Below are 25726 nucleotides of genomic sequence, written 5' to 3'. Positions count from 1 at the left end.
GGAGTGTCCATGTCCAAGCGCAAGCGTTACAGCCCTGAGTACAAGCACGAGCTCGTCGAGCTGGTCCGGCGGTCGAATTCGAGCTGCCGAAAGATCGCCCTGGAGGTCGGGGTCGGCCCGGCCCTGCTGACCCGCTGGGTGCGGGAGGCCGATGCCGGAGGAACCAAAGCCTTTCCTGGCGGTGGAACCCCGCGCGACGAGGAACTCGCCCGCCTCAAGCGCGAGCTGACGCGGGTGACCAAGGAGCGTGATTTTTTAAAAGACGCGGCGGCGTACTTCGCGAAGCAGTCACCGAACGGTACGCGGTGATTGAGTACTGCCGCAGCGACTATCCCGTCGGGATGATGTGCCGTTGCCTTGAAGTGTCGACCAGCGGCTTCTACGCCTGGTCCGGGCGCAAGCCCGGACCGCGGGCGCAGGACAATGCGCGTTTGCTGGTGCGTATCCGGGAGATGCATGAGGACAGCAGAGGCGTTCTCGGCGCGCCGCGCATGCACGAAGACCTGGGCGACGAGGGCGAAAGCGCCAGCCTCAACCGGGTGGCGCGACTGATGGCGGCGAATGGGCTTCAGGGCTGGCCGCAGCGCAAGAAGCGTCGCTTTGGCCAGAAGCCGGGCAGTCGACCGGTTGGGGTCGAGAATCTGCTGGAACGCGATTTCGACGCCGTCGAGCCGGAGACCAAGTGGGTGACGGACATCACCGAGATCGTGACGATCGAGGGCAAGCTGTTCTTGTGCGTCGTGCTGGACCTGTACTGCAAACGGGTGATGGGCTGGTCGATGTACCATCGCCAGGACCGGCACATGGTCGTGCGGGCCGTGCAGATGGCGGTGTGGCAGCGGGAAGGCGAGAACGAAGTGATCCTGCATTCGGATCGCGGCGGGCAGTTCATCAGCGGCACGTACCAGAAGTTTCTGGGCGGCAACGCCCTGGTCTGCAGCATGAGCGCGGTCGGCCATTGCGGCGACAACGCGGCGTGCGAAGGATTCTTTGGGGTGCTCAAGCGGGAGCGCGTGCACCGCACCCACTACCGGACCCGGGACGAGGCGCGGGCGGATCTGTTCGACTACTTCGAGCGGTTCCACAACCCGCGAATGCGCCGTAGAGTTGCCCGGCGTGATCGGGAGTTTCAGGCCTTAATCAAACCGTCCGTGGAATCGGGGTAGAACCCAAACGCATCCTAGGGCGCGCCCGCGCAGAATGTGTTCGATTTTCGTAACGAGTGCCGGGACGTTGACATCCCCCTTGGCGAGCACCCGGAGAAAATGATGACCGATCCGCGGATGGGCGAGGAAAACAATCCCATGCCGTTTGACGGCAAGCAGATGATCTACGGTGGCTTTACCCCGGTCGCGTCGCTTGCTCGAAACAATCCGACGTCCTCCTAGGTGGGTGACGTCAAACGGGTGGCCGAGATAAACGGTGACACGGGATCGCTGGCGGGAAACGTCTCCTCCAGCGCCTCGTCCTGGTTGTCGCTGTTGTGTTGTTTTGGATCGGGTTCCCTCACCGGCGGTTCCCGCTCGCTATCGGGCTCGGTCACGGGTGCATCCGGGCCCGTCCCCGGCAAAGGCGGGTCCTTGCGATCGTCATTGGGCAGGCGGCTCATCGGCATCTCCGTGATCAGGCGGACTCCCACCCTTGCGCAGATCCCGTTATCGCGCCGTGGACAGCTCGGCTACAGGGCGCTGGCCGGGCCGTGCGCGCCGACGTACCCGTTGCTGCAGGCACCAGCGCACGTGGTGGTCAGCATGTTGCGGACGATGATCCCGGTGTTGGCCAGGGATCGGAAATGGCCGACCCCTTGGCTGGTGTCGCCACCGCCGGCGTTGTACGGGCTGCCGTCGGCCCAGTCCCAGTCGTATTGGTAGCTGCCACTGCCCAGCCCGACATCGACCTGGGCGATCACGTTGGCGCGCGCGTTGAACAGGGCGCCGGACGCGCAGTCGCGTTTGTTGGTCATGAAGCAGTGGACCTGATCGCGCGAGCCTGCGGTGATCGTGTAGAAGCGGATGCCGGTATAGCTGGCCGGCATGGTGCGCATGCTGCCGCTCCCGCTGCCGGTCCAGCGGTTGTAGCCGTACCAGGTGACGCCGGTGCTGGGATACAGGCCGAAGGTGTAGTGGTTGTAGGGATAGACGTAGGCTTCGGCGTTGCAGGTCGGTGCCAGCGGCGACTGATAACCGGTAAAGCGGCAGGTCTGGAGGCCGCGGATGCCGCCGGCAATGTTGACGAAACGGCGGACGCTGCCTTGGTAGCCGTGGTACTTGATCATCGCCAGCGCCATCGACGAGCCCAGCGAGTGGGCAACGACATCGACCTGGGACTTACCGGTGTAGGCCTTAACAGCATCAATAAAGGTTTTCAGCTGGTTGTAGGTCCACGGCTCGTGGTAGTTGGCCTGCGGATTGCTGCGCTCCACATCCGACAGGTAGGTCACGCCGAACAGTTCGCAGTCGTTGTAGCCGGCCGCCTTGAGCTCCTGGTAGACCGACCGGGCCGGTTTGGCATACCCGGCGACAGCGGCGGTGGGCATGTCGAAGCTGGTCGCGCTGTCACCGTTGCCGTGGATGAAGACCACTGGCGTCCGGGTGGCGGTGCAGTTGCCGCCGCCGAAACCTCCGTATCCGGCACCGGGCTTGAAGCCACCGGCGTACTGCGTCGCCGGCGTGCAGGTGTAACCGTTGTTGCTGGTGCACTGCAGCGCGTCGGCCGGGAGGGTCCAGAGAGCGCCGACCGCGCACGCGGCCAGAACGAGGAGGAAGCGGGTGCAACGACTCGGACGGAGGCTGAAACCGACGTTGGAACGGCGCATGGCGTACTCCAGAAGTGTGCGGTTGTCGCTCGATCCTGCTACGCCAGCTGTGCGGCCACCACTGTACGAAAGGGCGTTTTCGTGCCGGGTTCTGCGAAAGACCTTTCGCCGGACTTTTCGTGAACGCTTCGCATGACCCTGACATTTCTTGCACGCGGTCACGACGCGGGCGGTGTCAATTTCGTTTGCACCAGCGGCGCTGCCGCGGCCAACCGAACGAGGACATACCGATGACGAAGGACCCCAACGAAACCCGTGACATGAACCGCGATCCGATTACCAAGGCCCCCGGCTCACACCCGGTCGGCGTGGGTGTCGGCGGCGTCGGCGGTGCAGCAGCAGGTGCCGGCATCGGCGCACTGTTTGGCCCGATCGGCATGCTGGTGGGCGGCGCGGTCGGCACGCTGGCTGGCGCGAGCGCCGGCAAGAGCGTTGCCGAGAGTATCGACCCGACCGGCGAACACGATTATTGGCGCAACGAATACAGCAACCGTCCTTACGCCAACCCGCAGTACAACTACGACGACGATTACGCGCCGGCCTACGAGTACGGCAACACCGTGCGCAGCCAGTACGCCGATCGCAAGTGGGACGATTCGCTGGAGCAGGACATCCGCAGCGGCTGGGAAAAGGCCAAGGCCAAGTCGCGCCTTTCCTGGGAAGAGGCCAAGGACGCCACCCGCGATGCATTTGATCGCAGCGACCGCACCTACCGCACCTACGGCGCGACGGACAATTACTACCGCGACCAGTACAAGAACGCCGTTTACTACAAGCCCGAGTACGACTACGACAACGATTACCGGCCTGCCTACCGCTATGGCACGCAGGCTCGCAGCGCACATCCGAACCGCGAGTGGGACGACAACCTCGAAGCCGAGTTGGGCAACCGCTGGGACAACGCCAAGTCCACGTCACGCATGGGCTGGAGCGAGGCCAAGCACGCGGTCCGCGATGCGTGGCACAACGTCGAACGCGCCCTGCCGGGCGACTTTGATGGCGACGGCCGCTGATCCAGTGAGCTGATCATCCGGCTCCCCGCTTCCGGGCGGGGGGCCTTCTGCACATCAGGAGGTGTTCAAGATGCCCCGCGGAGACAAGTCGAGCTATACCGACAAGCAGAAGCGCCAGGCCGAACACATCGAAGAAAGCGAGAAAAAGGAAGGCAAGAGCGAGAAGGAAGCCGAACGCATCGCCTGGGCCACCGTCAACAAGCAGGACGGAGGCGGCAAAAAGGGCGGTGGTTCGAAAAGCGGTGACTGAAGCTTGCTGAGCCGCCGGCATTGGTCCGGCATCTGAGGAGCAGCGCGGTGGGTAATGACGTAACGCCGCTGGAGTGGGGCCGCCTGTTGTTTGGACCGTATCCCCCGCTTTTCTACGCGGAAATTGCAGTTCGCATCCTGATGTTGATTGCGCTGCTGCTGCTGGTTGTCCACATTCTTGGCAAGCGCGGCCAACAGAACCTCAGCCCGATGCAGCAATTGCTGATGGTGGCGCTGGGATCCGCGGCGGGCGACGTGATGCTATATCCCGAGATATCCATCGGCTACGCGGCGATGGTACTGGTTGGCGTCACCGGCCTGACGATCGCCATCGAGAAGTCGGCCAGCCACTCGCGGAAGTTCCGCGACTATCTGGAATCACGCCCCTGCGTGCTGGTCCAGGACGGCGAGATCGACATGGCGACCTTGAAGCGCGAGCGCACCACGCGTCGCGAGCTCTACGCCATCCTCCGCCAGAACGGCGCGAGAGCGTTGTCCCAGGTCGAACTGGCGATCCTGGAGGTCACCGGTGAAATCACCGTCGTCCTGAACGACTCCAAGCCCGGGAAACGCGACCTCATTGATTACCTGCGCGTTCCGGGTGGCAAGGATCCACCGGCGACAGCGGAGCCGGGCGTCACGGCAGACCGTGTGGATGCACATTCGTAGCTGACCCCAAATCACCGCCATTTCACCGCAGCCATTCCAGTGTTGGCGGGCGCGCCCGCGCCGTTGCCCATCAGTTCGATCTATCACCCCGACCATTACGGAGACCCCCATGGCAGACGACATCCTCAAAACCCTGAAGGAAGAACACGACCATCTGCGCGACCTGTTCAAGAAGATGGAAGACACCACCGAGCGCGCCGAAAAAGGACGGATGGAGTTGCTCGAAAAGATCAAGCAGGGCCTGATTCCGCATGCGGTGTGGGAGGAAGAAGTCTTCTATCCGGAGTTCAAGAAGCGCGCCGACCGCGATGGGCGCAAGACCCACGCTGAAGCCGTGGCCGAGCACCGTGCCGTGGAGTTGCGCGTGCTTCCCGACCTGGAAGCCGCGTCGCCGACCACCACCGAGTTCGCCGGCCGGGCCAAGGTGTTGGGCGAGTTCGTTGACCACCACGCCACCGAGGAAGAAGACACGATGTTCAAGATGGCGCGGTCCATGTTCAGCACCGAGGAACGTGCGCAGCTGGACGCGCAGTACAAGGAATGGAAAGGCACGCCGGCGGCCGCCAAGGCCGTGGAGAAGGCGCTGCGCAAGGGCGCCGAGGCCAACAAGACCAACCCGCCGCCGGCCGGCTGATTGGGGGTGCCGTGCGACCTCGAGGTCGCACGGTTCTTCAACCACCCACCATTGCTTTTTGCTGGTGTACTAATCCTCTAGCAGCCGCCTGTACCCTTCCAGCCCGAGCCGCTCAAGCCGGGCGATATTGCGCTCGACAATTTCCTCCGGGTCCGGGAACGCCTCCACCGCTCGGTCGATGCTCTCCTCGCGCAGCAGGTGCAGCATCGGGTAGGGCGAGCGGTTGGTGCAATTGGCAACGTCGTCGAAGTCGCTGCCTGCGAACCGGTAGTCCGGATGGAAGCTCGCCACCTGGATCTCGCCCTCCAGTCCCAGGGCATCGATCGCGGCGTCGACCTGGTCGAGGAAATCGTTGTAGTCGGCAAAATCGGCGAGCACCCGGGGGTGGATCAGCAGGGTCGTATCGACCACCTCCGGATCCGCCTCGTGCAGCCACAGCAGCTCATCGGCCAGGTCGGCCAGCAGCGCATCGGGCGTATCCGCCTCGCTGACCACGTAGCGGATCTGGTCCTTCACCTGCACCGCCTTGGCGAACGGGCACAGGTTCAGGCCGATCACCGCGCGCTGCAGCCAGCGACGGGTCGCGGCAATCGGGTCCTCGGCAGGCATGCACTCAGTCGCGGAAGTTGTCGAACTGCAGCGGACGCTCGAACTCGCCGCCCTTCAGCAGCGCCATCGCGGCCTGCAGGTCATCGCGCTTCTTGCCGTTGACACGCAGCTTGTCGCCGTTGATCTGGCTGTCGACCTTGATCTTGGATTCCTTCAGCGCGGTCTGGATCTTCTTGGCCAGTTCGCGCTCGATGCCCTGCTTGACGCTGATCTTCTGCCGCGCACCGGCCAGGTTCGTCTCGATGTCGCCAAACTCCAGGCAGCGCGCGTCGATGCCGCGGGCGATCAGCCGCGCGCGCAGGATGTCGGTCATCTGCTGCAGCTGGAAGTCGCTGGGTGCCGACATCGAGATCACCTCGTCCTCCAGGCTGAAACTGGCGTCCACGCCCTTGAAGTCGAAGCGCGTGGTCAGCTCACGGCTGGCCTGGTCGACCGCGTTGGTGAGTTCGTGGTTGTCGACTTCGGAGATGACGTCGAAGGAAGGCATTGCGGTACTCCGTGGGTGGAAGCAGGCGTGGGGTGGAAGCAGGCGTGAGGTGCAGCCAGGTTTGTAGCGATCAAGGGTAGCGCAGACGCCGTCGCGCACGCCGGGCCCCGCCGCGCGGGTTGGTGATCGTCGCTGCGGACAGGCGGGTCTACACTGGCCAACCCACGCCGATGCGAGCCATTCCATGCTCAAGACCCCCGCCTACGCCGCCCCCGACGGCCAGTCGCCGCTGGCGCCCTTCACCATCGAGCGCCGCGAGCCGCGTGCCGGCGAGGTGCTCATCGACATCGCGTATTGCGGTGTCTGCCACTCCGACCTGCACCAGGTGCGCGCGCAGTGGGGCGGCAACGGGATCTTCCCGATGGTGCCCGGCCACGAGATCGTCGGACGCGTCGCCCAGGTGGGCGAGGGCGTGGAGCGGTTCAAGGTCGGCGATGCGGTGGGAGTGGGCTGTTTCGTCGATTCCTGCCGCCACTGTGCGCAGTGCAAGGCCGGCGAGGAGCAGTACTGCGTCGAAGGCATGACCGGGACCTACAACTCCCGTGAGCGCGATGACGGCTCGCCGACCTACGGCGGCTATTCGACGCGCATCACCGTGAGTCAGGATTTCGTGCTGGACATCCCCGACGCGCTGTCGCTGGACCGCGCCGCACCCCTGCTGTGCGCCGGCATCACGACCTATTCGCCGCTGCGCCAGTTCGGCGTCCGCGCCGGTCACGACGTGGCGGTGGTGGGCCTGGGCGGCCTGGGCCACATGGCGGTCAAGCTGGCAGCGGCGATGGGCGCCCGGGTGACCGTGCTCAGCACCTCGGAGTCCAAGCGCGAGGCGGCGCTGGAGCTGGGCGCGCACGACTTCGAGGCGACCCGTGACCCGGCCACGTTCAAGAAGCTCGCGCGCCGCTTCGACCTGATCATCGATACGGTCTCCGCCCCCCACGACTACAACGCCTACCTCGGCCTGCTGAAGTTCGACGGCTCGATGGTGCTGCTGGGCATCCCCGACGAGCCGGTACCGGTTGCGGCGGGCGCGTTGATCATGCAGCGGCGCAAGCTCTCGGGCTCGCTGATCGGCGGCATCCGCGAGACCCAGGAGATGCTCGACTTCTGCGCCGAGCACGGCATCGCGGCGGATATCGAGCTGATCAACATCGATCAGATCGAGACCGCCTACGAGCGCATGCTCAAGGCGGACGTGCGCTACCGCTTCGTCATCGACATCGCCAGCCTGCGCGAATGACCGCGGCCGCTGGGCCGGCGCGGGCAGCGCATCCATGACCGTGTTCCCGGTCCGGGTGCCAGCGCCGGTGATGATGCTGCTGGCAGTGGCGACGTTTGCATTCATGGACGCCGGGTTGAAGGCATTGGCCGGGACCTATCCGGCGATGCAGGTCGCGGCGCTGCGCGGGGCAGCCTCGCTGCCCTTCATCCTGGTCTGGGTGATGGCGACAAGCGGCCTGCGCCCGTTGCTGCGGGTGCGCTGGCCCTTGCACCTGCTGCGCGGCGCGATCGGTATTGGCATGACCGCATCGTTTGCGTTTGCGCTGCGCACCCTGCCGCTGACCACGGGCTACTCGATCTACTTCGTGGCCCCGCTGCTGATCACGGCGTTGTCGGTGCCCGTGCTGGGCGAGAAGGTGGGGCCGCGGCGATGGACCGCGATTGCCATCGGCATGGTCGGGATGCTGGTGCTGCTGCGACCGAGCGGCGAGGGCATGTTCAGCTGGGCGGCGCTGGCCGTGCTGCTGGCGGCGACCGGCTACGCGGTCAGCGCGATCACGGTGCGGGTGCTGGCACGCACGGACTCGAATGCCTCGATGATCGTGTGGCTGCTGGTGATGCTGTCCATCGGCGCCGGTGCGCTGGCGTGGCCCAACTGGGTGCCGCTGCGGGCCGAACATGCGTGGATCATCGTGGGAACCGGACTCGCAGGCGCGATCGGCCAGTACGCGATCACCGCGGCATTCCGCTCCGGCTCCGCATCCCTGCTGGCACCGCTGGAGTACACCGGCCTGGTATGGGTCGTGCTGCTGGACGTCACCATCTGGGGCGTGTTGCCGGACGCGATCACCTGGCTGGGGGCGGGCATCATCGTTGCCAGCGGGCTTTACATGCTGCGCCGCGAGCGCGTGCGCGCGGAAGACACACACGACGACGGGCCCGAAGGCCCGCCGCGGATCATGCGCTGACGCCGGGACCCCGACGGTCCGGAACGGCAGCGGCACGATCAACCCATAACGAATGGATCGGTCTTTTCCGGGAACGCCTTAGAAGCGCACGCCCAGACCCAGACCGACCACGACCGGGTTCAGCTTGGCATTGCCGACCTTGTCGCCGTTGACCTTCACGTCGGAATCGCCGTGCAGGTAACGCAGGTCGGCGCGGGCGAACCAGCTCGGGCTCAGGGTCACGTCAAGGCCGGCGGTCGCCATGGCACCCTTGGCGGTCTCCACGCCGATGCGCTGGCCGGCGAGCGGGCCGGTCGGCTCGGGCGTCTCGTTGTCGAAGTTGCTCTCGTAGTAACCCAGGCCCAGGAACGGACGCACGATCTGCTCGCTGTTGCCGAAGTGGTACTGGGCGCTCAGGGCATACGGCTGCGACTCAACGCTGCCGATCTTGTAGTTGTTGGCGTCGCGCACGCGGTGGTCGAACTTGTCCGCCGCGCCCCAGGCCTCGACGGCGAAATTCTCGTGGAAGTACCAGCTCGCGCTCAGGGTCGCGGCGGTGCCGCCGTCGAACTGCGTGCTCGCGCCGGCAATGGTGGGGTCGCTGGTCGGCTCGCTGACGGCAAAGCCACCAACCACGGCGAAGCGCTTGCCGTCATTGGTCGAGTCATAACTGGTGTCCTGGGCGAAGGCGGTCGGTGCAATGGCCATGGCGCCCAACAGGGCAACGCTGAGGTGGCGGAAACGGATCATGGGGAACTCTCCAAGCTTCTTTTGACTTGTGGGGGAACCGGCCGGTTGCCCGGCAGGCGTGGCCACCCTAGCCACCGGAAAATGAATGCGGCTTGTGCGAGCCGACCGGTCCCGCGGAACTTTCACCGATGCGCCGTCGGAGCGATGCCGCGCGCGTGCCGGAGCCCTTGTGAAAGTCGCGTTTACGTCGATTTTGCCGACGAATAACGATTATAATCAGTGGCTTGCGACACTCGCGCGGAGTCTTTGCGGTCCGGCAAGGGCCTGGCCGCCGAAGTGCACCGGACATCTGAACAGATCCCGAGCCGTTAGCTGCGCCGCGGTCGCTGGCCTGTGCCCACGTCGATGCCGAGTCCGAAAAGAGTCGCTGGCGACACGGCGGCACTATTGGCGCCTCCCGCCGCCAGCGGCCACAATAGGGTTTTGGTGCTAGTCGGAGCCGCACATGGCTGAGTTGAAGGAAGCGCGCGTCCCGGATATCGGCGGATACGATGGCGTGCCGGTGATCGAGGTGCTCGTCGCGGTCGGCGATACGGTGCAGCTGGACCAGGGCCTGGTCACGCTGGAGTCCGACAAGGCGACGATGGAGGTTCCTTCCCCGTTTGCCGGCGTGATCCGCGAACTGAAGGTGGCCGTGGGCGATGAGATCGCCGAAGGCAGCGTGGTCGCGATGATCGAGCCGGAAGCCGCGGGCGAGCCAGCCGCCCCGGACAAGGAGGCGGCAAAGGACGACGGTAAATCCGCTTCGGGGTCTGCGGCCAAGGGCACGGCTGATGCCGAGCCGCCGCGCGCGCAGCCCGCTGCCGCCTCCGAGGAGACGCGCACTGCAGAAACCGCCACGGCCGTGGAGCCTGACCACGTCGGCACTCCCAACAAGCTGGCGCAGCGTGAAATCGCCCGCGCTGGCGACGATGCCTCCGGCGAAGCAGCCACCGCTGATGATGCCGCCGGCCCGCATTCCCCGCCGGTGAGCTTCGACGCCGACGAGCTGCTGCCGGGCAAGGTGCCCTACGCCAGTCCCGCCGTGCGCCTGTTCGCGCGCGAGCTCGGCGTGGACCTGATGAAGGTGGAAGGCAGCCAGCGCGGCGGCCGGATCAACAAGGACGACGTGCAGAAGTTCGTCAAGCAGGCGATGCAGTCGGGTGGCGCCCCCGCGGCGGCCCCCGGTGCCGGCGGTGCCGGCCTGAGCCTGCTGCCGTGGCCGAAGGTCGACTTCGCGAAGTTCGGGTCGGTCGAGACCCGTGAACTGAGCCGGATCGAGAAGATCTCCGGGGCGAACCTCTCGCGCAACTGGGCGATGATCCCGCACGTCACCCAGTTCGAAGACGCCGACATCACCAAGCTGGAAAAGCTGCGCGTCGAGCTCAACAAGGAAAACGAGCGCGCCATCGCCAAGGGCGGCGCGACCAAGCTGACGATGCTGGCGTTCCTGATGAAGGCCAGCGTCAGTGCCTTGAAGCAGTTCCCCGACTTCAACGCCTCCCTGGATGCGACCGGCGAGAACCTTGTCCTCAAGCAGTACTTCCACATCGGCTTCGCGGCCGATACGCCCAACGGGCTGGTGGTGCCGGTGGTGCGCGATTGCGACACCAAGGGCGTGATGGAGATCGCCATGGAAACCGGCGAGCTGGCCGCCAAGGCGCGCGAGGGCAAGCTGGGGCCGGCGCAGATGAGCGGTGGCTGCTTCACCATCAGCTCGCTGGGCGGCATCGGCGGGACCAAATTCACCCCGATCGTGAATGCGCCGGAAGTGGCCATCCTGGGCGTGTCGCGCGCATCCATGCAGCCGGTCTGGAACGGCGAGAAGTTCAAGCCGCGCCTGATGCTGCCGCTCTCGCTGAGCTACGACCACCGCGTCATCGACGGTGCTGCGGCCGCGCGATTCACCACCTACCTTGCCCAGTTGCTGGCGGACATGCGGCGGGTGCTGCTGTGATGCGAGCCGCGCTCGCAATGGCCGCGCTACTGGCCGTCTCGCCCTTGGCGCTGGCCAAGAGCGAGTGTCAGATCGATCTCGGGCAGGGCTGGCCGCCGGCCACACGCAACCACGGCACCGCGGTGGAAGCGCTGTTTGCCGCCGGCGATACGCCGGTATTGAGCCTGGTGCGGTTGCCCCCGCGCGGCAAGGAGACCGGCGTGATGCTGGTGCGCTCGGCCAATGGCCAGACGTGGACGGTTCGCTCCGCAGTCGCCGCCGAGCGCGTGGACGCGATGACCACGATTCCCGGCGGCATCGAGCGCACGCTCAAGGTCGACAAGCCGGCGAAGGTGCGCGAGTCCGTCATGCCGGCAGCGCTGGCCGAGCGCGTGGTCGCCTCGTGGGGACGCGCGCTGAGCGCGGTCGTTCCCGAAGACCGCGCCGCCGCCTTCCAGGAAAACGAATTGCTGGTGTTCGCCGTCAATGACCGCCGCGTCAGCGGCACCGAGCCGAGCTGCGGTCCCAGCCGTCTGCTCGCCCGTCAGGCGCAGGTGCTCATTGACGCGGCCGACTCCAAGGACAAGCACCTGCCCAAGCGCTGGAGCGCGCTGGTCAAGCTGCTCGACCAACTCGACACCCAGCTCGCCACCGCCCCTTAAGCGGAGGCGAGCGCCGGGCAAATCCCACACCGTGGCCGCCCGCCGGGCGCCCGGGTCCCGCTACCGTCGCTGCACCCCTGCAGGTGCGCGACCCCAGGAGGCACAGGCATGGCAAAGATCGAGATCAAGGTTCCCGACATCGGCGACTACGACGGCGTACCCGTTATCGAGGTCCTCGTGGCGGTGGGCGATACCGTGGAGGTCGACCAGGGCCTGGTCACGCTGGAATCGGACAAGGCCACCATGGAGGTGCCCTCCAGCGCCGCCGGCGTGATCAGCGAGTTGCACGTCAAGGTGGGCGACACGGTCGCCGACGGCGCGGTGATCGCGGTGCTCGAAACCGCCGACGCCGGGGCGACGGGGGACAAGCCGGCCGCAAACGCCGAGGAGGCCGGCGCCGCCGCCCCCGCAAAACAGGACCAGGCTGCCAAGGCCACAAGCGACAAGACCACAAGCGACAACGCTGCGAGCAAAAAGGACGCCGACGACAAGGCTGACGCCGGAGACGAAAAACCGGACAAATCGCCATCGGGTGGGCGCGGTCCGGCGAGCACCGATGACGCCGCAGGCAAACACGCCGCCCAGGGCCCCCAGCCGGGAGCAGCGAGCGGACGCAAGGCCGATGTCGAGTGCGCGATGCTGGTGCTGGGCGCCGGTCCCGGCGGATACACGGCCGCGTTTCGCGCTGCCGATCTCGGCCTGGATACCGTGCTGGTCGAGCGCTATCCGGATCTGGGTGGCGTCTGCCTCAACGTCGGCTGCATCCCCTCCAAGGCGCTGCTGCATGCCGCAGCGGTGATCGATGGCGCCAGCCAGGCCGACGAGATGGGCATCGCGTTCGGCAAGCCGAAGATCACTCTCGACAAGCTGCGCGACTACAAGAACAAGGTCGTCGGCCAGCTCACCAAGGGGCTGGGTGGCATGGCCCGCCAGCGCAAGGTCAAGGTGATTACCGGCGTTGGCCGCTTCCTCTCTGCCAATGAGCTGGAAGTCACCGGCGATGACGGCAAAACCCAGCTGGTGGCCTTCCGCCAGTGCGTGATCGCCGCCGGTAGCCAGGCCGTCAAACTGCCCGGCTTCCCCTGGGACGACCCGCGGGTGATGGATTCCACCGACGCGCTGGAACTGGCCGATGTGCCAAAGCAGCTGCTGGTCGTGGGCGGCGGCATCATCGGGTTGGAGATGGCGACCGTCTACAGCGCCTTGGGCAGCGCGGTCACCGTAGTCGAGTTCATGGACCAGTTGATGCCCGGCACCGACAAGGATCTGGTCAAGCCGCTGGCGGACCGGCTGAAGAAGCAGGGCGTGGAAATCCACCTGCAGGTCAAGGCCGCCGGCGTGGACGCGCAGAAGAAGGGCCTCAAGGTCAGCTTCGAGTCGGCTCAGGACGGCGGCAAGGCACCGGATGCGCAGGTGTTCGATCGCGTGCTGGTCGCGGTAGGCCGCGCGCCCAACGGCGGCAAGCTGGACGCGGAGAAAGCCGGCGTCAAGGTCACCGAGCGTGGCTTCATTCCGGTTGATCGGCAGATGCGCACCACCGCGTCGCACATCTTCGCCATCGGCGATCTGGTCGGCAATCCGATGCTCGCCCACAAGGCCACCCACGAGGCCAAGCTAGCCGCCGAAGTCGCCTCGGGCGCAAAGAAGGAATGGGTCGCGCGGGTGATCCCGTCGGTGGCCTACACCGATCCGGAAATCGCCTGGGTCGGTGTCACCGAGAACGAGGCGAGGGCGCGCAGCCTCAAGGTGGGGGTGGGCAAGTTCCCGTGGGCGGCCTCGGGCCGGGCGATCGGCATCGGCCGCACCGAAGGCTTCACGAAGCTGCTGTTCGACGAGGCCAGCGGCCAGGTCATCGGCGGCGGCATTGTCGGCGTGCATGCGGGCGAACTCATCGCCGAGATCGCGCTGGCGATCGAGATGGGCTGCGAGGTCGGCGACATCGCCCACACCATCCATCCGCACCCGACCCTGTCGGAATCGGTCGCCATGGCGGCGGAGATGTTCGACGGCACCATCACCGACCTCTACGCGCCGAAAAAGAAGGCCTGAGCGCCGCGCGGACAAGAGGAAGCCCCGGCGGATCAGGCCGGGGCTCCGGACCCGCCGCTTGCCGTTTGCCTTGACGAGGAGAGAGGGGCGACGGGGTGTCGAGGATATTGACCTGTGGCGCACCGCAAGGTTCCCCGGACGCGCAAATAATGGCGCCCCGCTTCGGGTCGGTTCAGCTGACGCATGCTGAACAGGACCCGGCAGTTGCCGCCGCCGTCCGCGCAACCTATAATTCGGCGGCTTCATTGGGCGTTTATCTGCCCGCCCTCCAAAACCGAAGAGCCGAGCGTGCACGATCCAATGTCCGCAGGCCGCCGGTTGGCGTTTCGCGCGATCGCCTTTCAGGCGGGCGCAACAGCGTTGACCGCGTTGGCCTTCCTTGCCCACGGTGCGCAGCCCGCACTGGCGGCATTGGTGGGCGGTTCCGCTCTGGTCGCCGGTGGAGGTCTGGCGGCGCTGGTGGCGCTGGGCGGGGGTGTCAAGCCGGCAGGCTCGGTCCTCGGCCTGATGCTCGCCGGTGTGCTGGTGAAGTGGTTGGTGGTGTTTGCAGTCCTCGCGGTTGGTCTGGCGGGGTTCCAGTTGCCGCCGCTGCCGATGCTGGTAGCGGTCGTGGCAACCATGCTGGCCTACGTGCTGGCTCAAATCCTGAATCGAGAAGGTGTCCTTCGTGAGTGAACAGACCGGCTCTGGCGGCCTGAACGAATACATCCAGCACCACCTGCAGCAGAACACGATCGATCTGGGCGGCTTTGCCTTCCACATCGACACGTGGGTCGTGTCGCTGGTGTGCGGCCTGATATTCATTGGATGGTTCGGCTTCTACGCGCGCAAGGCGACCTCCGGGGTGCCCTCCAAAGGCCAGGCCTTTGTCGAGATGGCGATGGAGTTCGTCGACAACCAGGTGAAGGACAACTTCCACGGCGATCGCAGCTCGATCACGCCGCTGGCGATCACGATCTTCATGTGGGTCGTGCTGATGAACGGCATGGACCTGCTGCCGCTGGACACGCCCGGGGTGGCCATCCAGGCCGTTGCCGGCGCTGACGTCGCCGCGCATACGTTCTTCCGCTGGGTGCCGACCGCGGATCTGAATACCACCGCGGCCATGTCCGTCGTCGTGTTCTTCCTGATCCTGTACCACTCGCTCAAGGCCAAGGGCGGCTTCGGCTTCGGCAAGGAATTGCTGACCTCGCCGTTTGCCGCCGAGAACCCGGTGACCCGCGCGGTGCTGATGCCCGCCAACCTGGGCCTCAACATCATCGAGTACTGCGTCAAGCCGGTATCGCTGGCCATGCGACTGTTCGGCAACATGTACGGTGGCGAGCTGGTGTTCATGCTGATCGCCGGGCTGCTGGGTGGCGGGCTGCTGATGTTCGTTCCCGGCGTGATCTTCAACCTCGCCTGGGCGATCTTCCACATCCTGATCGTGCTGCTGCAGGCCTTCATTTTCATGATCCTCTCGGTCGTCTACATCGCCGGCGCCTACGAGAGTCATTGATCGCGTCATCGCTCCACGTTGCACCGCTTTTCACCGCTTCATCCTTCCGCCAATCAAACCAACGTTTCAGTAGGAGAAAACCATGGAATTTATCGCCAGTGTGCAGGGCCTGACCGCGATCGCGATCGGCATGATGGTCGGTCTGGGCTCGATCGGCGCGTGCCTCGGCATCGCCATCATGGGCGCCAAGTTCCTCGAGTCGGCCGCGCGTCAGCCCGAGCTGGTGCCGATGCTGCAGGGCCGCATGTTCCTGCTGGCCGGCCTGATCGACGCCGCGTTCATCATCGCGTTGGCCGTCGGCCTGCTGTTCGCCTTCGGCAACCCGCTGCTGGGTGAACTCACCAGCCGCATGGTTGGCTGATCAGCCAACTGCTTGAACCTGCGCGTCCGGGATACCGGGCGCGCTTCCCGGGCGCCCGCGCCCGCAGCCCGCATACGGAGCTGTCATGAATATCAACATGACCTTCTTTGGTCAGATGATCTCGTTCTCGTTGCTCATCTGGTTCACCATGAAGTTCATCTGGCCGCCCATGAACCGGGCGATTGAAGAACGCCAGAAGAAGATCGCCGACGGACTGGCGGCTGCCGAGCGCAGCCAGCACGACCTGGCCCAGGCCCAGCAGAGCGTGGACGCCGCGATGCGCGAAGCGCGGACCAAGGCCAACGAAGTGATCGACCAGGCGCACCAGCGCGCCAACCAGATCATCGAGCAGGCCAAGACCGACGCCATGGTGGAAGCCACCCGCCAGAAGGCGATGGCCGATGCCGAAATCGTTGCATCGCAGAACCGCGCCCGCGAGGACCTGCGCAAGCAGGTGTCGTCGCTGGCCGTCAGCGGTGCCGAGAAGCTGCTGCGCCGGGAAATCGACGCCAACGCCCACAAGGCGCTGCTCGATGAACTCGCCGCCCAGCTTTGATCCAGCCAACGACCGGATGCCCTGAGCAATGAGCCAGACCATGACCCTCGCCCGACCCTACGCCCGCGCCGCGTTCGCAGCGGCGAGCGGGGCCGGCCAGGTGGCCAGCTGGTCGCAGGCGCTCGCGCTTGCCGCCCGCCTTGCCGCCGATCCGAAGGTGGAGGCGCTGCTGAAGCATCCGCAGCTGTCGACCACCGAGGCCGCGTCGCTGCTGGCCGTCGACGGTGCCGGCGAGGATTTCGGCCGCTTCATCGAGCTGCTGGCGTCCAACCGCCGCCTGCCGTTGCTGGCGGAGATCGCCGGCATGTTCGAGCAGTTGCGCGCGGAAGCCGAGCACGTGGTCAAGGCGCGCGTCACCTCCGCCAGCGAAATGCCGGCCGCCGAGCTGGAGTCGATCCGCGTTGGCCTCAAGCGCCGCTTCGGCCGCGAGGTTGAGCTGGAAACCGCGATCGACGAGTCGCTGATCGGTGGCGCGGTGATCGATGCCGGCGACGTGGTCATCGACGGCTCGCTGAAGAGCAAGCTCTCGCGCATGCAGTCGGCGCTGGCCGGCTGATCGGCTCCAATCGACGATCCGAATCATCTACTTCCGGCGCCCGCGCCGGGTACCAGGGAAACACCCATGCAAACCACGCTCAACCCGTCCGAAATCAGTGAACTGATCAAGACCCGCATCGAGAAGGTCAAGCTGTCCGCAGAGTCGCGCAACGAAGGCACCGTGACCTCGGTGGCCGACGGCATCGTGCGCATCCACGGCCTGGCCGACGTGATGCAGGGCGAGATGATCGAACTGCCCAACAGCATCTTCGCGCTGGCCCTGAACCTGGAGCGCGACTCGGTCGGTGCCGTGGTGCTGGGCGGCTACGAGAACCTGCGCGAAGGCGACGTGGCCAAGACCACCGGCCGCATCCTGGAAGTGCCGATCGGCAATGAGTTGCTGGGCCGCGTGGTCAACGCGCTGGGCGAGCCGATCGACGGCAAGGGCCCGATCGACGCCAAGCTGACCGCCCCGGTGGAGCGCGTCGCTCCCGGCGTGATCTGGCGCCAGTCGGTCGACCAGCCGGTGCAGACCGGCTACAAGTCCGTCGATGCGATGATCCCGATCGGCCGCGGTCAGCGCGAGCTGATCATCGGCGACCGCCAGACCGGCAAGACCGCGATGGCGATCGATGCGGTGATCAACCAGAAGAACACCGGCATCAAGTGCGTGTACGTGGCGATCGGCCAGAAGGCGTCGACCGTGGCGAACATCGTGCGCAAGCTGGAAGAGAACGGCGCGCTGGCCCACACCATCGTGGTTGCCGCGACCGCGTCCGAGTCGGCGGCGATGCAGTACATCAGCGCCTACGCCGGCTGCACCATGGGCGAGTACTTCATGGACCGCGGCGAAGATGCGCTGATCGTGTATGACGATCTGTCCAAGCAGGCCGTGGCCTACCGCCAGATCTCCCTGCTGTTGCGCCGCCCGCCGGGCCGCGAAGCGTACCCGGGCGACGTGTTCTACCTGCACTCCCGCCTGCTGGAGCGCGCCGCGCGCGTGTCCGCGGACTACGTGGAGAAGTTCACCAACGGCGAGGTGACCGGCAGGACCGGCTCGCTGACCGCGCTGCCGATCATCGAGACCCAGGCCGGCGACGTGTCCGCGTTCGTGCCGACCAACGTGATCTCCATCACCGACGGCCAGATCTTCCTGGAAACCGACCTGTTCAACGCCGGCATCCGGCCTGCGGTGAACGCGGGCATCTCGGTGTCGCGCGTGGGTGGCTCGGCGCAGACCAAGATCATCAAGAAGCTCTCGGGCGGCATCCGTATCTCGCTGGCGCAGTACCGCGAGCTGGCGGCGTTTGCCCAGTTCGCGTCCGATCTGGACGAGGCGACCCGCAAGCAGCTCGAGCGCGGCCAGCGCGTGACCGAGCTGATGAAGCAGAAGCAGTACAGCCCGATGTCGATCGCCGACCAGGCGCTGTCGATCTACGCGGTCAACGAGGGCTTCCTCGACGACGTGGCCGTGGCCAAGATCCTCGCGTTCGAGGAAGGTCTGCATGCGCACTTCGCCAACACCCAGGGCGAGCTGATCAGCAAGATCAACAGCAGCGGCGCGTGGAACGACGAGATCGAGGCGGCGTTCAAGCAGGGCATCGCAGAGTTCAAGCAGACCGGCACCTGGTAAGGCGGAAAAGACGATGGCAGGCGGACGTGAAATCAAAACCAAGATCAAGAGTGTGCAGAACACCCGCAAGGTGACGCGCGCGCTCGAGATGGTCTCGGCTTCCAAGATCCGCAAGGCGCAGGAGCGGATGAAGGTCTCGCGCCCGTATGCGCGGGTGATGAAGCAGGTCATCGGACACCTGGCCCAGGCCAACTCCGACTACCAGCATCCGTACATGATCGAGCGCGCCGATCCCAAGCGCGTGGCCTACGTCATCGTGTCTTCCGACCGTGGCCTGGCCGGCGGGCTCAACAACAACCTGTTCCGCAAGCTGCTGGGCGAGATCCACAAGTGGCAGCAGCAGGGCGTCGAGGTCGACGTGGTCACCATCGGCCAGAAGGCCTCGGTGTTCTTCCGCCGGATCAAGGTCAACATGCTCGCCACGGTGACCCACTTGGGCGATCAGCCCCGGGTGGAGCAGCTGATCGGCGTGATCAAGGTCGTGCTGGATGGCTACAGCGCCGGCAATATCGACCGCGTGTTCATCTGCTACAACGATTTCATCAACACCATGGTCCAGCGCGCCGCCTTCGACCAGTTGCTGCCACTGCCGCCGTCCGAGGAGGCGATGTCGCGCCACGACTGGGACTACATCTACGAGCCGGACGCCGAAACGGTTCTGGACCACGTGATGACGCGCTACATCGAGTCGCTGGTCTACCAGGCGGTGCTGGAGAACGTGGCGTCCGAGCATGCCGCGCGCATGGTCGCGATGAAGTCCGCGTCCGACAACGCCAACAACCTGATCGGTGACCTGCAGCTGGTCTACAACAAGGCCCGCCAGGCCGCGATCACCCAGGAAATTTCCGAGATTGTCGGCGGCGCGTCTGCGGTCTGACCGCGGTACGACCGGCTTCCGTCCGGAACTCCACACCCCAATCCCGCGGCCGCGATGTGCGATCCGCAAGCAGCTTCAGAGATACGAGGAAACATCATGAGCCAGGGCAAGATCGTTCAGATCATCGGCGCCGTCGTCGACGTCGAGTTTCCGCGCGATGCGGTTCCGCGCATTTACGACGCGCTGAAGGTCGACGACACCGAGATCACGCTGGAAGTGCAGCAGCAGCTGGGCGACGGCGTGGTGCGTACGATCGCGCTGGGCTCCACCGACGGGCTCAAGCGCAACCTGGTGGCCAGCAACACCGGCAAGGGCATTTCGGTGCCGGTCGGTCGTGGCACGCTGGGCCGCATCATGGACGTGCTGGGTCGCCCGATCGACGAGGCCGGCCCGGTCGAGGCCACCGCGCAGTGGGAAATCCACCGCGAGTCGCCGAGCTATGAAGAGCAGGCCGCGGCCAACGCGCTGCTGGAAACCGGAATCAAGGTCATCGACCTGATGTGCCCGTTCGCCAAGGGCGGCAAGGTCGGCCTGTTCGGCGGCGCCGGCGTGGGCAAGACCGTCAACATGATGGAACTGATCAACAACATCGCCAAGGCGCACGAAGGCCTGTCGGTGTTCGCTGGCGTGGGCGAGCGTACCCGCGAGGGCAACGACTTCTACCACGAGATGAAGGACTCCAACGTCCTCGACAAGGTCGCGATGGTGTACGGCCAGATGAACGAGCCACCGGGCAACCGCCTGCGCGTCGCGCTGACCGGCCTGACCATGGCCGAGTACTTCCGCGACGAGAAGGACGAGAGCGGCAAGGGCCGCGACGTGCTGTTCTTCGTCGACAACATCTACCGCTACACCCTGGCCGGTACCGAGGTGTCCGCGCTGCTCGGCCGCATGCCGTCGGCGGTGGGTTACCAGCCGACCCTGGCCGAGGAAATGGGCGTCCTGCAGGAGCGCATCACCTCCACCAAGACCGGCTCGATCACCTCCGTGCAGGCCGTGTACGTGCCCGCGGACGATCTGACCGATCCGTCGCCGGCGACCACCTTCGCCCATCTGGACGCGACCGTGGTGCTGTCGCGTGACATCGCTTCGCTGGGTATCTACCCGGCGGTCGATCCGCTGGATTCGACCTCGCGCCTGCTGGATCCCAACGTGATCGGCCACGAGCACTACGACACCGCGCGCAAGGTCCAGGCCACGCTGCAGAAGTACAAGGAGCTCAAGGACATCATCGCGATCCTGGGCATGGACGAGCTGTCTGAAGAAGACAAGCAGGCCGTGTCGCGGGCGCGAAAGATTGAGCGCTTCTTCAGCCAGCCCTTCCACGTGGCCGAGGTGTTCACCGGCTCGCCGGGCAAGTACGTGCCGCTGAAGGACACCATCCGCGGCTTCAAGGGCATCGTGGACGGCGAGTACGACCACCTGCCCGAGCAGGCGTTCTACATGGTCGGCAGCATCGAGGACGCGGTCGAGAAGGGCAAGAAGATCACCGGCGAAGCCGCCTGATCCGACTCCAGGCAGAGAATTCTATGGCTAGCACCTTCCGTTGCGACATCGTCAGCGCCGAAGAGGAAATCTTCCGCGGCGACGCCACCATGCTGGTGGCGACCGGCGAGATGGGCGAGCTGGGCATCGCGCCCAAGCACGCCCCGCTGATCACCCGCCTGAAGCCGGGCAAGATCGTGGTGACCCTGCCCAATGGCGACCAGCTCGACTTCGCCGTCACCGGCGGCATCCTCGAGGTGCAGCCGCAGGTGGTGACCATCCTGGCAGACACCGCGATCCGCGCCCAGGACATCGATGAGGCCGCGGTGCGTGCTGCCAAGGAAGAGGCCGAGCGCATCCTCGCCCGTCGTGCCGAGCCGATGGAAGTGGCCGAGGCGCAGGCGCGCCTGGCCGAGGTGACCGTGCAGTTGCAGGCGCTGGAGCGCCTGCGCCGGAACATGAAGCACTGACGTACGCTGCGCACACGCTGCACCGACGACGCCGGCCCCGCGCCGGCGTTGTCGTATCTGCGCTTCCCATTTCGGTGCTGTCGAGGCGGGCGCGTCAGCGGCGGTAGACCCAGTGGCGCGACAGCACGAAACCGACGCCGCCCAGGGCGATTTCCACCGCCGGCTTTGCCAGCCACGCCCATTTCAGGCCGCCGAGGTGGTTGATCGCGCCCATGGCCCACGTGCTGATCGCCGTGGTCAACGCCCACATCAGCACGAAGCGCAGCAACTGGCGGCTGCCGATTACGGTGTCGTCGCCGGCAAACGTGATGCGCCCGTTCAACCAGAAGCCGATCAGCGCGCCACTGATCCGGCCGGCGATGTTGGCCAACTCGACCGACAGCCCGTAGTGGCTCAGCGCGACCATCACCGCCCAGTCCAGCAGCCACTGACCGAGCCCGATGACCAGGTAGTGCTGTCCCTGTCGGGGCAGGTTCATGGTGACGACGCCACTGCTTCGCGTGGGATGCGCCACCACTGACCCTCGTCGGCGGTCAACTCGAGGCCGAAGAAACAAACACCCGCGGCCGCCCAGATCAGCGCTTGGGCAAGCATTGGACTGCGCGAAGAGGCAGCAGGGTGGGGCACCGCGGAATCCTAGCAGATGGCCGGGTGGCCGGAAGGGGAGCGTGGCGGGCGCGTCGGCACAAACCAGCTACTTATCGAGTCCTGGATTTCCCGGTCCTTTCAGGAACGATCTAGAATCACTGGCGCGAGAACAAGTTCCCCGAGCTCGCCCGCACCCATCCTGTTTTGTCGCTGTTTCCGGAGTCCGCATGCCCGCCCCCCTGCACGTCGTCATCCTCGCCGCCGGCGAGGGCAAGCGTATGAAGTCAGCCTTGCCCAAGGTGCTGCAGAAGATCGCCGGGGTCCCGATGCTGGGCCACGTATTGGCTACCGCGCGCGCGCTGGAGCCGGCCGGCATCCACATCGTCTACGGGCACGGCGGCGAGCAGGTGCGCGATGCGTTCCGCGACCATTCCGACCTGCTGTGGACCGAGCAGACCGAGCGGCTCGGGACCGGCCATGCGGTGCGCCAGGCGATGCCGGCGGTGCCGCAGGACGCGCGTCTGCTGGTGCTCTACGGCGATGTGCCCCTCATCCGGGCCGAGACGCTGCGACGGTTGCTGGAGTCCAACGGCCGGGTGGGCGTGCTGGTCGCCGACCTGGAGGATCCCACCGGGTACGGGCGAGTGCTGCGCGATGCGCAGGGCATGGTCGCGCGCATCATCGAGCAGAAGGATGCCAGCGAGCAGGAACGCGCGATCCGCACGGTCAATACCGGCATCCTGGTGGCCGATGGCGAACCGCTGCGACGCTGGCTGGAGCGGCTGGAGAACAACAACGCCCAGGGCGAGTACTACCTGACCGATATCTTCGCCTCCGCTGCGGCCGAGTTCGCGCCGGCCGGGATGGTCCACGTCGACGATCCGGTCGAGGTCGAGGGCGCCAATGACCCGTGGCAGCTCGCCCAGCTCGAGCGGGCCTTCCAACTGCGCGCGGCCAAGGCGCTGACGGTCGCCGGAGCGCGCCTGGCCGACCCGGCACGGGTCGACATCCGCGGCGAGGTCACCGTCGGCCGCGACGTGGAGATCGACGCCAACGTCGTCCTTGAGGGCCGCGTGGATCTCGGTGACGGCGTCCGGATCGGCCCGTTCTGCCGCCTGCGCGATGTCACCCTGGGTGCCGGAACCGAGGTGCGCGCGCACTGTGACCTCGACGGGGTGGTGGTGGAGGGCGCGGCCGTGATCGGTCCCTACGCACGCCTGCGGCCCGGTACGGTGCTGGCAGACGGCGCGCACGTCGGTAATTTCGTTGAAATCAAGAACACCCACGTCGGGGTCGGCAGCAAGGCCAACCACCTGAGCTATCTGGGCGACGCGGTGATCGGCAGCGGCGTAAACATCGGCGCCGGCACGATTACCTGCAATTACGACGGGGTCAACAAGGCGCGCACGACGATCGAGGATGGCGCCTTCATCGGGTCCAACAGCTCGCTGGTGGCGCCGGTCAGCATCGGCAAGGATGCGACGATCGCGGCGGGTTCGGTGATTACCCGGCCCGCACCGGAGGGCCGGTTGAGCGTCGCGCGCTCACGCCAGTCGGTGGTCGAGGGCTGGCAGCGACCGGTGAAAAAGCCCGGGAACTGAGGACGGGCGCACCGGGCAGCTGCATCAGCACTCCGCTGCGTCTCGTAAGCGCGTGCAAAACGCGTTCGTTTCAAGCTCGCGGCCGTTCTGGGACCAGGCGGCAGGCGAAACCGGTTGACCTTCCCGGCTAAACTGTGGGGCTACCTGCAGGAGTCCGAGTCATGTGTGGAATCGTTGGTGCGATCGCTGATCGCGATGTGGTCCCGGTCCTGATTGAAGGCCTGAAGCGGCTGGAATACCGCGGTTATGATTCCGCCGGCATCGCCGTGATCAACGACCACGACGTGCGGCGCGTCCGGCGCACCGGCCGGGTTTCCGAGATGGAGGCTGCCGCGTTGGCCGAGGACCTGCAGGCCCAGCTGGGCATCGGCCATACGCGCTGGGCCACTCACGGCGGGGTGACCGAGGCCAACGCACACCCCCACGTCAGTCACGGCGTGGCGCTGGTCCACAACGGCATCATCGAGAACCACGACCAGCAGCGCGAGAAGCTGATGGCCATGGGTTACGAGTTCGAATCGCAGACCGACACCGAGGTCATCGCCCACCTGATCCACTCCTTCCTGGTCCACGGCGCGGACCTGCTGACCGCGGTGCAGGCGGCGGTGCGCGAGTTGCACGGCGCCTATGCGCTGGCCGTGGTCAGCCGCAAGGAGCCAAGCAAGCTGATTGCCGCGCGCATGGGCTGCCCGTTGCTGATCGGCGTTGGCGAGGGCGAGAACTTCATCGCCAGCGATGTGTCCGCGATCCTGCAGGCGACCCGCAACGTCATCTTCCTGGAAGAGGGCGACACCGCCGAGATCACCCGCGACAGCGTGACCGTGTTTGGCGCGGACAACCAGCCCGTCGAGCGCGCGATGCACCAGTCCGACGTCTCGCTGGCTTCGCTGGAGCTCGGCCCTTACAGCCACTTCATGCAGAAGGAGATCCACGAGCAGCCGCGTGCGGTCGCCGACACCATCGAGGGCGTGATCGATGCCGGCGAATTCTCCGCCGAGCTGTTCGGGCCCGATGCGGCCGAGGTGCTGGAGGGCATCGAAGGCGTGCTGATCCTCGCCTGCGGTACCAGCTACTACGCCGGCATGACCGCGCGCTACTGGATCGAGGGCATCGCCGGTCTGCCCTGCTCGGTGGAGATCGCCAGCGAGTACCGCTACCGCGACGCCGTGGCCAATCCGAAAACGCTGGTGGTGACGCTGACGCAGTCGGGCGAGACCCTGGACACGATGGAGGCGCTGAAGTACGCCAAGTCGCTGGGTCAGGAGCGCACCCTGTCGATCTGCAACGTGCCCGAGAGCGCGATCCCTCGGGCCAGCCGGCTGGTCTACTACACCCGTGCCGGGGCCGAGATCGGCGTGGCCTCGACCAAGGCGTTCACGACCCAGCTGGTGGCGCTGTTCACCCTGACCGCGACCCTGGCCAAGCTGCAGGGCCGCCTGGACGAGGCCGGCGAAGCGGACTACATCGACGCGCTGCGCCGGTTGCCCGGCAGCGTCCAGCACGCGCTCAACCTGGAGCCGCAGATCACCGCCTGGTCGGAGCACTTCGCGCCCAAGGAGCACGCGCTGTTCCTCGGTCGCGGCGTGCACTACCCGATCGCGCTGGAGGGCGCGCTCAAGCTCAAGGAAATCTCCTACATCCACGCCGAGGCCTACCCGGCGGGCGAGCTCAAGCACGGCCCACTGGCGCTGGTCACCGACGAGATGCCGGTGGTGGTGATCGCGCCCAACGACAGCCTGCTGGAGAAGGTCAAATCCAACATGCAGGAAGTGCGCGCGCGCGGTGGCCAGCTGTTCGTGTTCACCGATGCCGACAGTAACTTCCATCCCAGCGAGGGCGTGCATGTGATCCGCGCCGCGCGCCACGTCGGCGTGCTGAGCCCGATCATCCACACCATTCCGGTCCAGCTGCTGGCCTACCACGTGGCCCTCGTGCGCGGCACCGACGTCGACAAGCCGCGCAACCTGGCCAAGAGCGTCACGGTCGAATAGCGCCTGTCAGCTCGCTATCCAATGGGTAAAAGCGCGTGCTAGTCTGCGCGCTCGAAGGGGAGTAGCTCCCACACGCTGTACCCGTCAATACGAGCTTCGGCTCCGGCGCAGC

Annotated in this window: 26 protein-coding genes and 1 pseudogene; 21 read left to right on the top strand and 6 right to left on the bottom strand. The window is 66.1% G+C overall.

Features of this window, described 5'->3' with window-relative positions; all coding sequences use genetic code 11:
- Positions 1-9: 9 nt before the first annotated feature.
- Positions 10-1166, top strand: a protein-coding gene (locus tag INQ42_RS11090; RefSeq protein WP_194034318.1) for an IS3 family transposase whose coding sequence is annotated in 2 segments (ribosomal slippage) — positions 10-259 and positions 259-1166 — 1158 coding nt in all. Because the reading frame shifts where the segments join, the coding sequence is not laid out codon by codon here.
- A 218-nt stretch (positions 1167-1384) separates the two neighbouring features.
- Here INQ42_RS11090 and INQ42_RS11085 read toward each other — a convergent pair.
- Positions 1385-1609, bottom strand: coding sequence for a hypothetical protein (locus INQ42_RS11085; RefSeq protein ID WP_194034317.1), 225 nt, complete (start codon positions 1607-1609; stop codon positions 1385-1387).
- Between the two features lie 69 nt (positions 1610-1678).
- Positions 1679-2815, bottom strand: coding sequence for an extracellular native short-chain-length polyhydroxyalkanoate depolymerase PhaZ7 (gene phaZ7, locus INQ42_RS11080; protein ID WP_194034316.1), 1137 nt, complete (start codon positions 2813-2815; stop codon positions 1679-1681).
- A gap of 230 nt (positions 2816-3045) precedes the next feature.
- Here phaZ7 and INQ42_RS11075 point away from each other — a divergent pair, with 230 nt between their 5' ends.
- The 4 genes and pseudogenes from INQ42_RS11075 to INQ42_RS11060 all read left to right on the top strand — a co-directional run bounded on the left by INQ42_RS11075 (position 3046) and on the right by INQ42_RS11060 (position 5380).
- On the top strand, positions 3046-3828 hold the full coding sequence (locus INQ42_RS11075) for a hypothetical protein (protein ID WP_194034315.1): 783 nt from the start codon (positions 3046-3048) through the stop codon (positions 3826-3828).
- Between the two features lie 70 nt (positions 3829-3898).
- Positions 3899-4072: pseudogene (locus INQ42_RS11070) on the top strand (HupB); the annotation flags it as partial.
- A 53-nt stretch (positions 4073-4125) separates the two neighbouring features.
- Positions 4126-4746: a DUF421 domain-containing protein gene (locus tag INQ42_RS11065; protein ID WP_194034313.1), complete on the top strand. Its 621-nt coding sequence runs from the start codon at positions 4126-4128 to the stop codon at positions 4744-4746.
- A gap of 109 nt (positions 4747-4855) precedes the next feature.
- Positions 4856-5380, top strand: a complete 525-nt coding sequence (locus INQ42_RS11060) for a hemerythrin domain-containing protein (protein WP_194034312.1) — start codon at positions 4856-4858, stop codon at positions 5378-5380.
- A 69-nt stretch (positions 5381-5449) separates the two neighbouring features.
- Here INQ42_RS11060 and INQ42_RS11055 read toward each other — a convergent pair whose 3' ends face one another.
- Positions 5450-5989, bottom strand: coding sequence for a DUF1415 domain-containing protein (locus INQ42_RS11055; RefSeq protein ID WP_194034311.1), 540 nt, complete (start codon positions 5987-5989; stop codon positions 5450-5452).
- Between the two features lie 4 nt (positions 5990-5993).
- On the bottom strand, positions 5994-6476 hold the full coding sequence (locus tag INQ42_RS11050) for a YajQ family cyclic di-GMP-binding protein (RefSeq protein WP_194034310.1): 483 nt from the start codon (positions 6474-6476) through the stop codon (positions 5994-5996).
- A gap of 184 nt (positions 6477-6660) precedes the next feature.
- On the opposite strand from INQ42_RS11050, the gene INQ42_RS11045 reads away from it, so the two are divergent.
- Positions 6661-7713 (top strand): NAD(P)-dependent alcohol dehydrogenase, encoded by a 1053-nt coding sequence (locus INQ42_RS11045; RefSeq protein ID WP_194034309.1) that lies wholly within the window; start codon positions 6661-6663, stop codon positions 7711-7713.
- A 34-nt stretch (positions 7714-7747) separates the two neighbouring features.
- Entirely contained in the window at positions 7748-8662 is a 915-nt protein-coding gene (locus tag INQ42_RS11040; RefSeq protein ID WP_228064356.1) for a DMT family transporter, read from the top strand.
- Between the two features lie 78 nt (positions 8663-8740).
- Here the strand turns inward: INQ42_RS11040 and INQ42_RS11035 are convergent, their stop codons facing one another.
- On the bottom strand, positions 8741-9391 hold the full coding sequence (locus INQ42_RS11035) for an OmpW/AlkL family protein (protein ID WP_194034308.1): 651 nt from the start codon (positions 9389-9391) through the stop codon (positions 8741-8743).
- Between the two features lie 445 nt (positions 9392-9836).
- Here INQ42_RS11035 and INQ42_RS11030 point away from each other — a divergent pair, with 445 nt between their 5' ends.
- The 12 genes from INQ42_RS11030 to INQ42_RS10975 all read left to right on the top strand — a co-directional run bounded on the left by INQ42_RS11030 (position 9837) and on the right by INQ42_RS10975 (position 21434).
- Positions 9837-11327 (top strand): dihydrolipoyllysine-residue acetyltransferase, encoded by a 1491-nt coding sequence (locus tag INQ42_RS11030; protein WP_194034307.1) that lies wholly within the window; start codon positions 9837-9839, stop codon positions 11325-11327.
- Positions 11327-11968 (top strand): hypothetical protein, encoded by a 642-nt coding sequence (locus tag INQ42_RS11025; protein WP_194034306.1) that lies wholly within the window; start codon positions 11327-11329, stop codon positions 11966-11968. Before INQ42_RS11030 ends, INQ42_RS11025 begins: the two co-directional genes overlap by 1 nt.
- A 108-nt stretch (positions 11969-12076) precedes the next feature.
- Entirely contained in the window at positions 12077-14017 is a 1941-nt protein-coding gene (gene lpdA / locus INQ42_RS11020) for a dihydrolipoyl dehydrogenase (protein ID WP_194034305.1), read from the top strand.
- Between the two features lie 183 nt (positions 14018-14200).
- Positions 14201-14692, top strand: coding sequence for a hypothetical protein (locus INQ42_RS11015; RefSeq protein WP_194034304.1), 492 nt, complete (start codon positions 14201-14203; stop codon positions 14690-14692).
- Positions 14685-15515, top strand: coding sequence for a F0F1 ATP synthase subunit A (gene atpB / locus INQ42_RS11010; protein ID WP_194034303.1), 831 nt, complete (start codon positions 14685-14687; stop codon positions 15513-15515). Before INQ42_RS11015 ends, atpB begins: the two co-directional genes overlap by 8 nt.
- A gap of 82 nt (positions 15516-15597) precedes the next feature.
- Positions 15598-15876, top strand: a complete 279-nt coding sequence (gene atpE, locus INQ42_RS11005) for a F0F1 ATP synthase subunit C (protein ID WP_194034302.1) — start codon at positions 15598-15600, stop codon at positions 15874-15876.
- Positions 15877-15961: 85 nt separating this feature from the next.
- Positions 15962-16432: a F0F1 ATP synthase subunit B gene (locus tag INQ42_RS11000; protein WP_194034301.1), complete on the top strand. Its 471-nt coding sequence runs from the start codon at positions 15962-15964 to the stop codon at positions 16430-16432.
- Between the two features lie 28 nt (positions 16433-16460).
- Complete coding sequence (locus INQ42_RS10995; RefSeq protein ID WP_194034300.1) at positions 16461-16988, top strand: F0F1 ATP synthase subunit delta; 528 nt, start codon at positions 16461-16463, stop codon at positions 16986-16988.
- Positions 16989-17054: 66 nt separating this feature from the next.
- Complete coding sequence (gene atpA, locus INQ42_RS10990) at positions 17055-18602, top strand: F0F1 ATP synthase subunit alpha (RefSeq protein ID WP_194034299.1); 1548 nt, start codon at positions 17055-17057, stop codon at positions 18600-18602.
- A 13-nt stretch (positions 18603-18615) separates the two neighbouring features.
- On the top strand, positions 18616-19479 hold the full coding sequence (gene atpG, locus INQ42_RS10985) for a F0F1 ATP synthase subunit gamma (protein ID WP_194034298.1): 864 nt from the start codon (positions 18616-18618) through the stop codon (positions 19477-19479).
- A 96-nt stretch (positions 19480-19575) separates the two neighbouring features.
- A complete protein-coding gene (atpD, locus tag INQ42_RS10980; RefSeq protein ID WP_194034297.1) occupies positions 19576-20985 on the top strand; it encodes a F0F1 ATP synthase subunit beta in 1410 nt (469 codons plus the stop codon).
- A gap of 23 nt (positions 20986-21008) precedes the next feature.
- Positions 21009-21434: a F0F1 ATP synthase subunit epsilon gene (locus INQ42_RS10975; protein WP_194034296.1), complete on the top strand. Its 426-nt coding sequence runs from the start codon at positions 21009-21011 to the stop codon at positions 21432-21434.
- 94 nt (positions 21435-21528) lie between these two features.
- On the opposite strand, the gene INQ42_RS10970 is transcribed toward INQ42_RS10975, so the two are convergent.
- Positions 21529-21912, bottom strand: coding sequence for a GtrA family protein (locus INQ42_RS10970; protein ID WP_194034295.1), 384 nt, complete (start codon positions 21910-21912; stop codon positions 21529-21531).
- Positions 21913-22249: 337 nt separating this feature from the next.
- On the opposite strand from INQ42_RS10970, the gene glmU reads away from it, so the two are divergent.
- The gene (glmU, locus tag INQ42_RS10965) at positions 22250-23623 is read left to right on the top strand and encodes a bifunctional UDP-N-acetylglucosamine diphosphorylase/glucosamine-1-phosphate N-acetyltransferase GlmU (RefSeq protein ID WP_194034294.1); all 1374 of its coding nucleotides are present in this window, start codon (positions 22250-22252) and stop codon (positions 23621-23623) included.
- Positions 23624-23784: 161 nt separating this feature from the next.
- Positions 23785-25614 carry a glutamine--fructose-6-phosphate transaminase (isomerizing) gene (gene glmS / locus INQ42_RS10960; protein ID WP_194034293.1) on the top strand — a complete coding sequence of 610 codons (1830 nt, stop codon included), beginning with the start codon at positions 23785-23787 and terminating at the stop codon, positions 25612-25614.
- Positions 25615-25726: the final 112 nt, after the last annotated feature.

Origin of the sequence: Lysobacter avium (genome assembly GCF_015209745.1) — a bacterium.
Classification (GTDB): Bacteria; Pseudomonadota; Gammaproteobacteria; order Xanthomonadales; family Xanthomonadaceae; genus Novilysobacter; species Novilysobacter avium.
The sequence above is the reverse complement of the archived record's forward strand: the minus strand, read 5'-3'. Positions and strand labels throughout refer to the sequence as shown.

Excerpts from the sequence above, each read along its gene's own strand:
- INQ42_RS11085 (WP_194034317.1), bottom strand. The coding sequence starts at position 1,609 with ATGAGCCGCCTGCCCAATGACGATCGCAAGGACCCGCCTTTGCCGGGG.
- phaZ7 (WP_194034316.1), bottom strand. The coding sequence starts at position 2,815 with ATGCGCCGTTCCAACGTCGGTTTCAGCCTCCGTCCGAGTCGTTGCACC.
- INQ42_RS11075 (WP_194034315.1), top strand. The coding sequence starts at position 3,046 with ATGACGAAGGACCCCAACGAAACCCGTGACATGAACCGCGATCCGATT.
- INQ42_RS11060 (WP_194034312.1), top strand. The coding sequence starts at position 4,856 with ATGGCAGACGACATCCTCAAAACCCTGAAGGAAGAACACGACCATCTG.
- INQ42_RS11055 (WP_194034311.1), bottom strand. The coding sequence starts at position 5,989 with ATGCCTGCCGAGGACCCGATTGCCGCGACCCGTCGCTGGCTGCAGCGC.
- INQ42_RS11050 (WP_194034310.1), bottom strand. The coding sequence starts at position 6,476 with ATGCCTTCCTTCGACGTCATCTCCGAAGTCGACAACCACGAACTCACC.
- INQ42_RS11045 (WP_194034309.1), top strand. The coding sequence starts at position 6,661 with ATGCTCAAGACCCCCGCCTACGCCGCCCCCGACGGCCAGTCGCCGCTG.
- INQ42_RS11040 (WP_228064356.1), top strand. The coding sequence starts at position 7,748 with ATGACCGTGTTCCCGGTCCGGGTGCCAGCGCCGGTGATGATGCTGCTG.
- INQ42_RS11035 (WP_194034308.1), bottom strand. The coding sequence starts at position 9,391 with ATGATCCGTTTCCGCCACCTCAGCGTTGCCCTGTTGGGCGCCATGGCC.
- INQ42_RS11030 (WP_194034307.1), top strand. The coding sequence starts at position 9,837 with ATGGCTGAGTTGAAGGAAGCGCGCGTCCCGGATATCGGCGGATACGAT.
- INQ42_RS11025 (WP_194034306.1), top strand. The coding sequence starts at position 11,327 with ATGCGAGCCGCGCTCGCAATGGCCGCGCTACTGGCCGTCTCGCCCTTG.
- lpdA (WP_194034305.1), top strand. The coding sequence starts at position 12,077 with ATGGCAAAGATCGAGATCAAGGTTCCCGACATCGGCGACTACGACGGC.
- INQ42_RS11015 (WP_194034304.1), top strand. The coding sequence starts at position 14,201 with ATGCTGAACAGGACCCGGCAGTTGCCGCCGCCGTCCGCGCAACCTATA.
- atpE (WP_194034302.1), top strand. The coding sequence starts at position 15,598 with ATGGAATTTATCGCCAGTGTGCAGGGCCTGACCGCGATCGCGATCGGC.
- INQ42_RS11000 (WP_194034301.1), top strand. The coding sequence starts at position 15,962 with ATGAATATCAACATGACCTTCTTTGGTCAGATGATCTCGTTCTCGTTG.
- INQ42_RS10995 (WP_194034300.1), top strand. The coding sequence starts at position 16,461 with ATGAGCCAGACCATGACCCTCGCCCGACCCTACGCCCGCGCCGCGTTC.
- atpA (WP_194034299.1), top strand. The coding sequence starts at position 17,055 with ATGCAAACCACGCTCAACCCGTCCGAAATCAGTGAACTGATCAAGACC.
- atpG (WP_194034298.1), top strand. The coding sequence starts at position 18,616 with ATGGCAGGCGGACGTGAAATCAAAACCAAGATCAAGAGTGTGCAGAAC.
- atpD (WP_194034297.1), top strand. The coding sequence starts at position 19,576 with ATGAGCCAGGGCAAGATCGTTCAGATCATCGGCGCCGTCGTCGACGTC.
- INQ42_RS10975 (WP_194034296.1), top strand. The coding sequence starts at position 21,009 with ATGGCTAGCACCTTCCGTTGCGACATCGTCAGCGCCGAAGAGGAAATC.
- INQ42_RS10970 (WP_194034295.1), bottom strand. The coding sequence starts at position 21,912 with ATGAACCTGCCCCGACAGGGACAGCACTACCTGGTCATCGGGCTCGGT.
- glmU (WP_194034294.1), top strand. The coding sequence starts at position 22,250 with ATGCCCGCCCCCCTGCACGTCGTCATCCTCGCCGCCGGCGAGGGCAAG.
- glmS (WP_194034293.1), top strand. The coding sequence starts at position 23,785 with ATGTGTGGAATCGTTGGTGCGATCGCTGATCGCGATGTGGTCCCGGTC.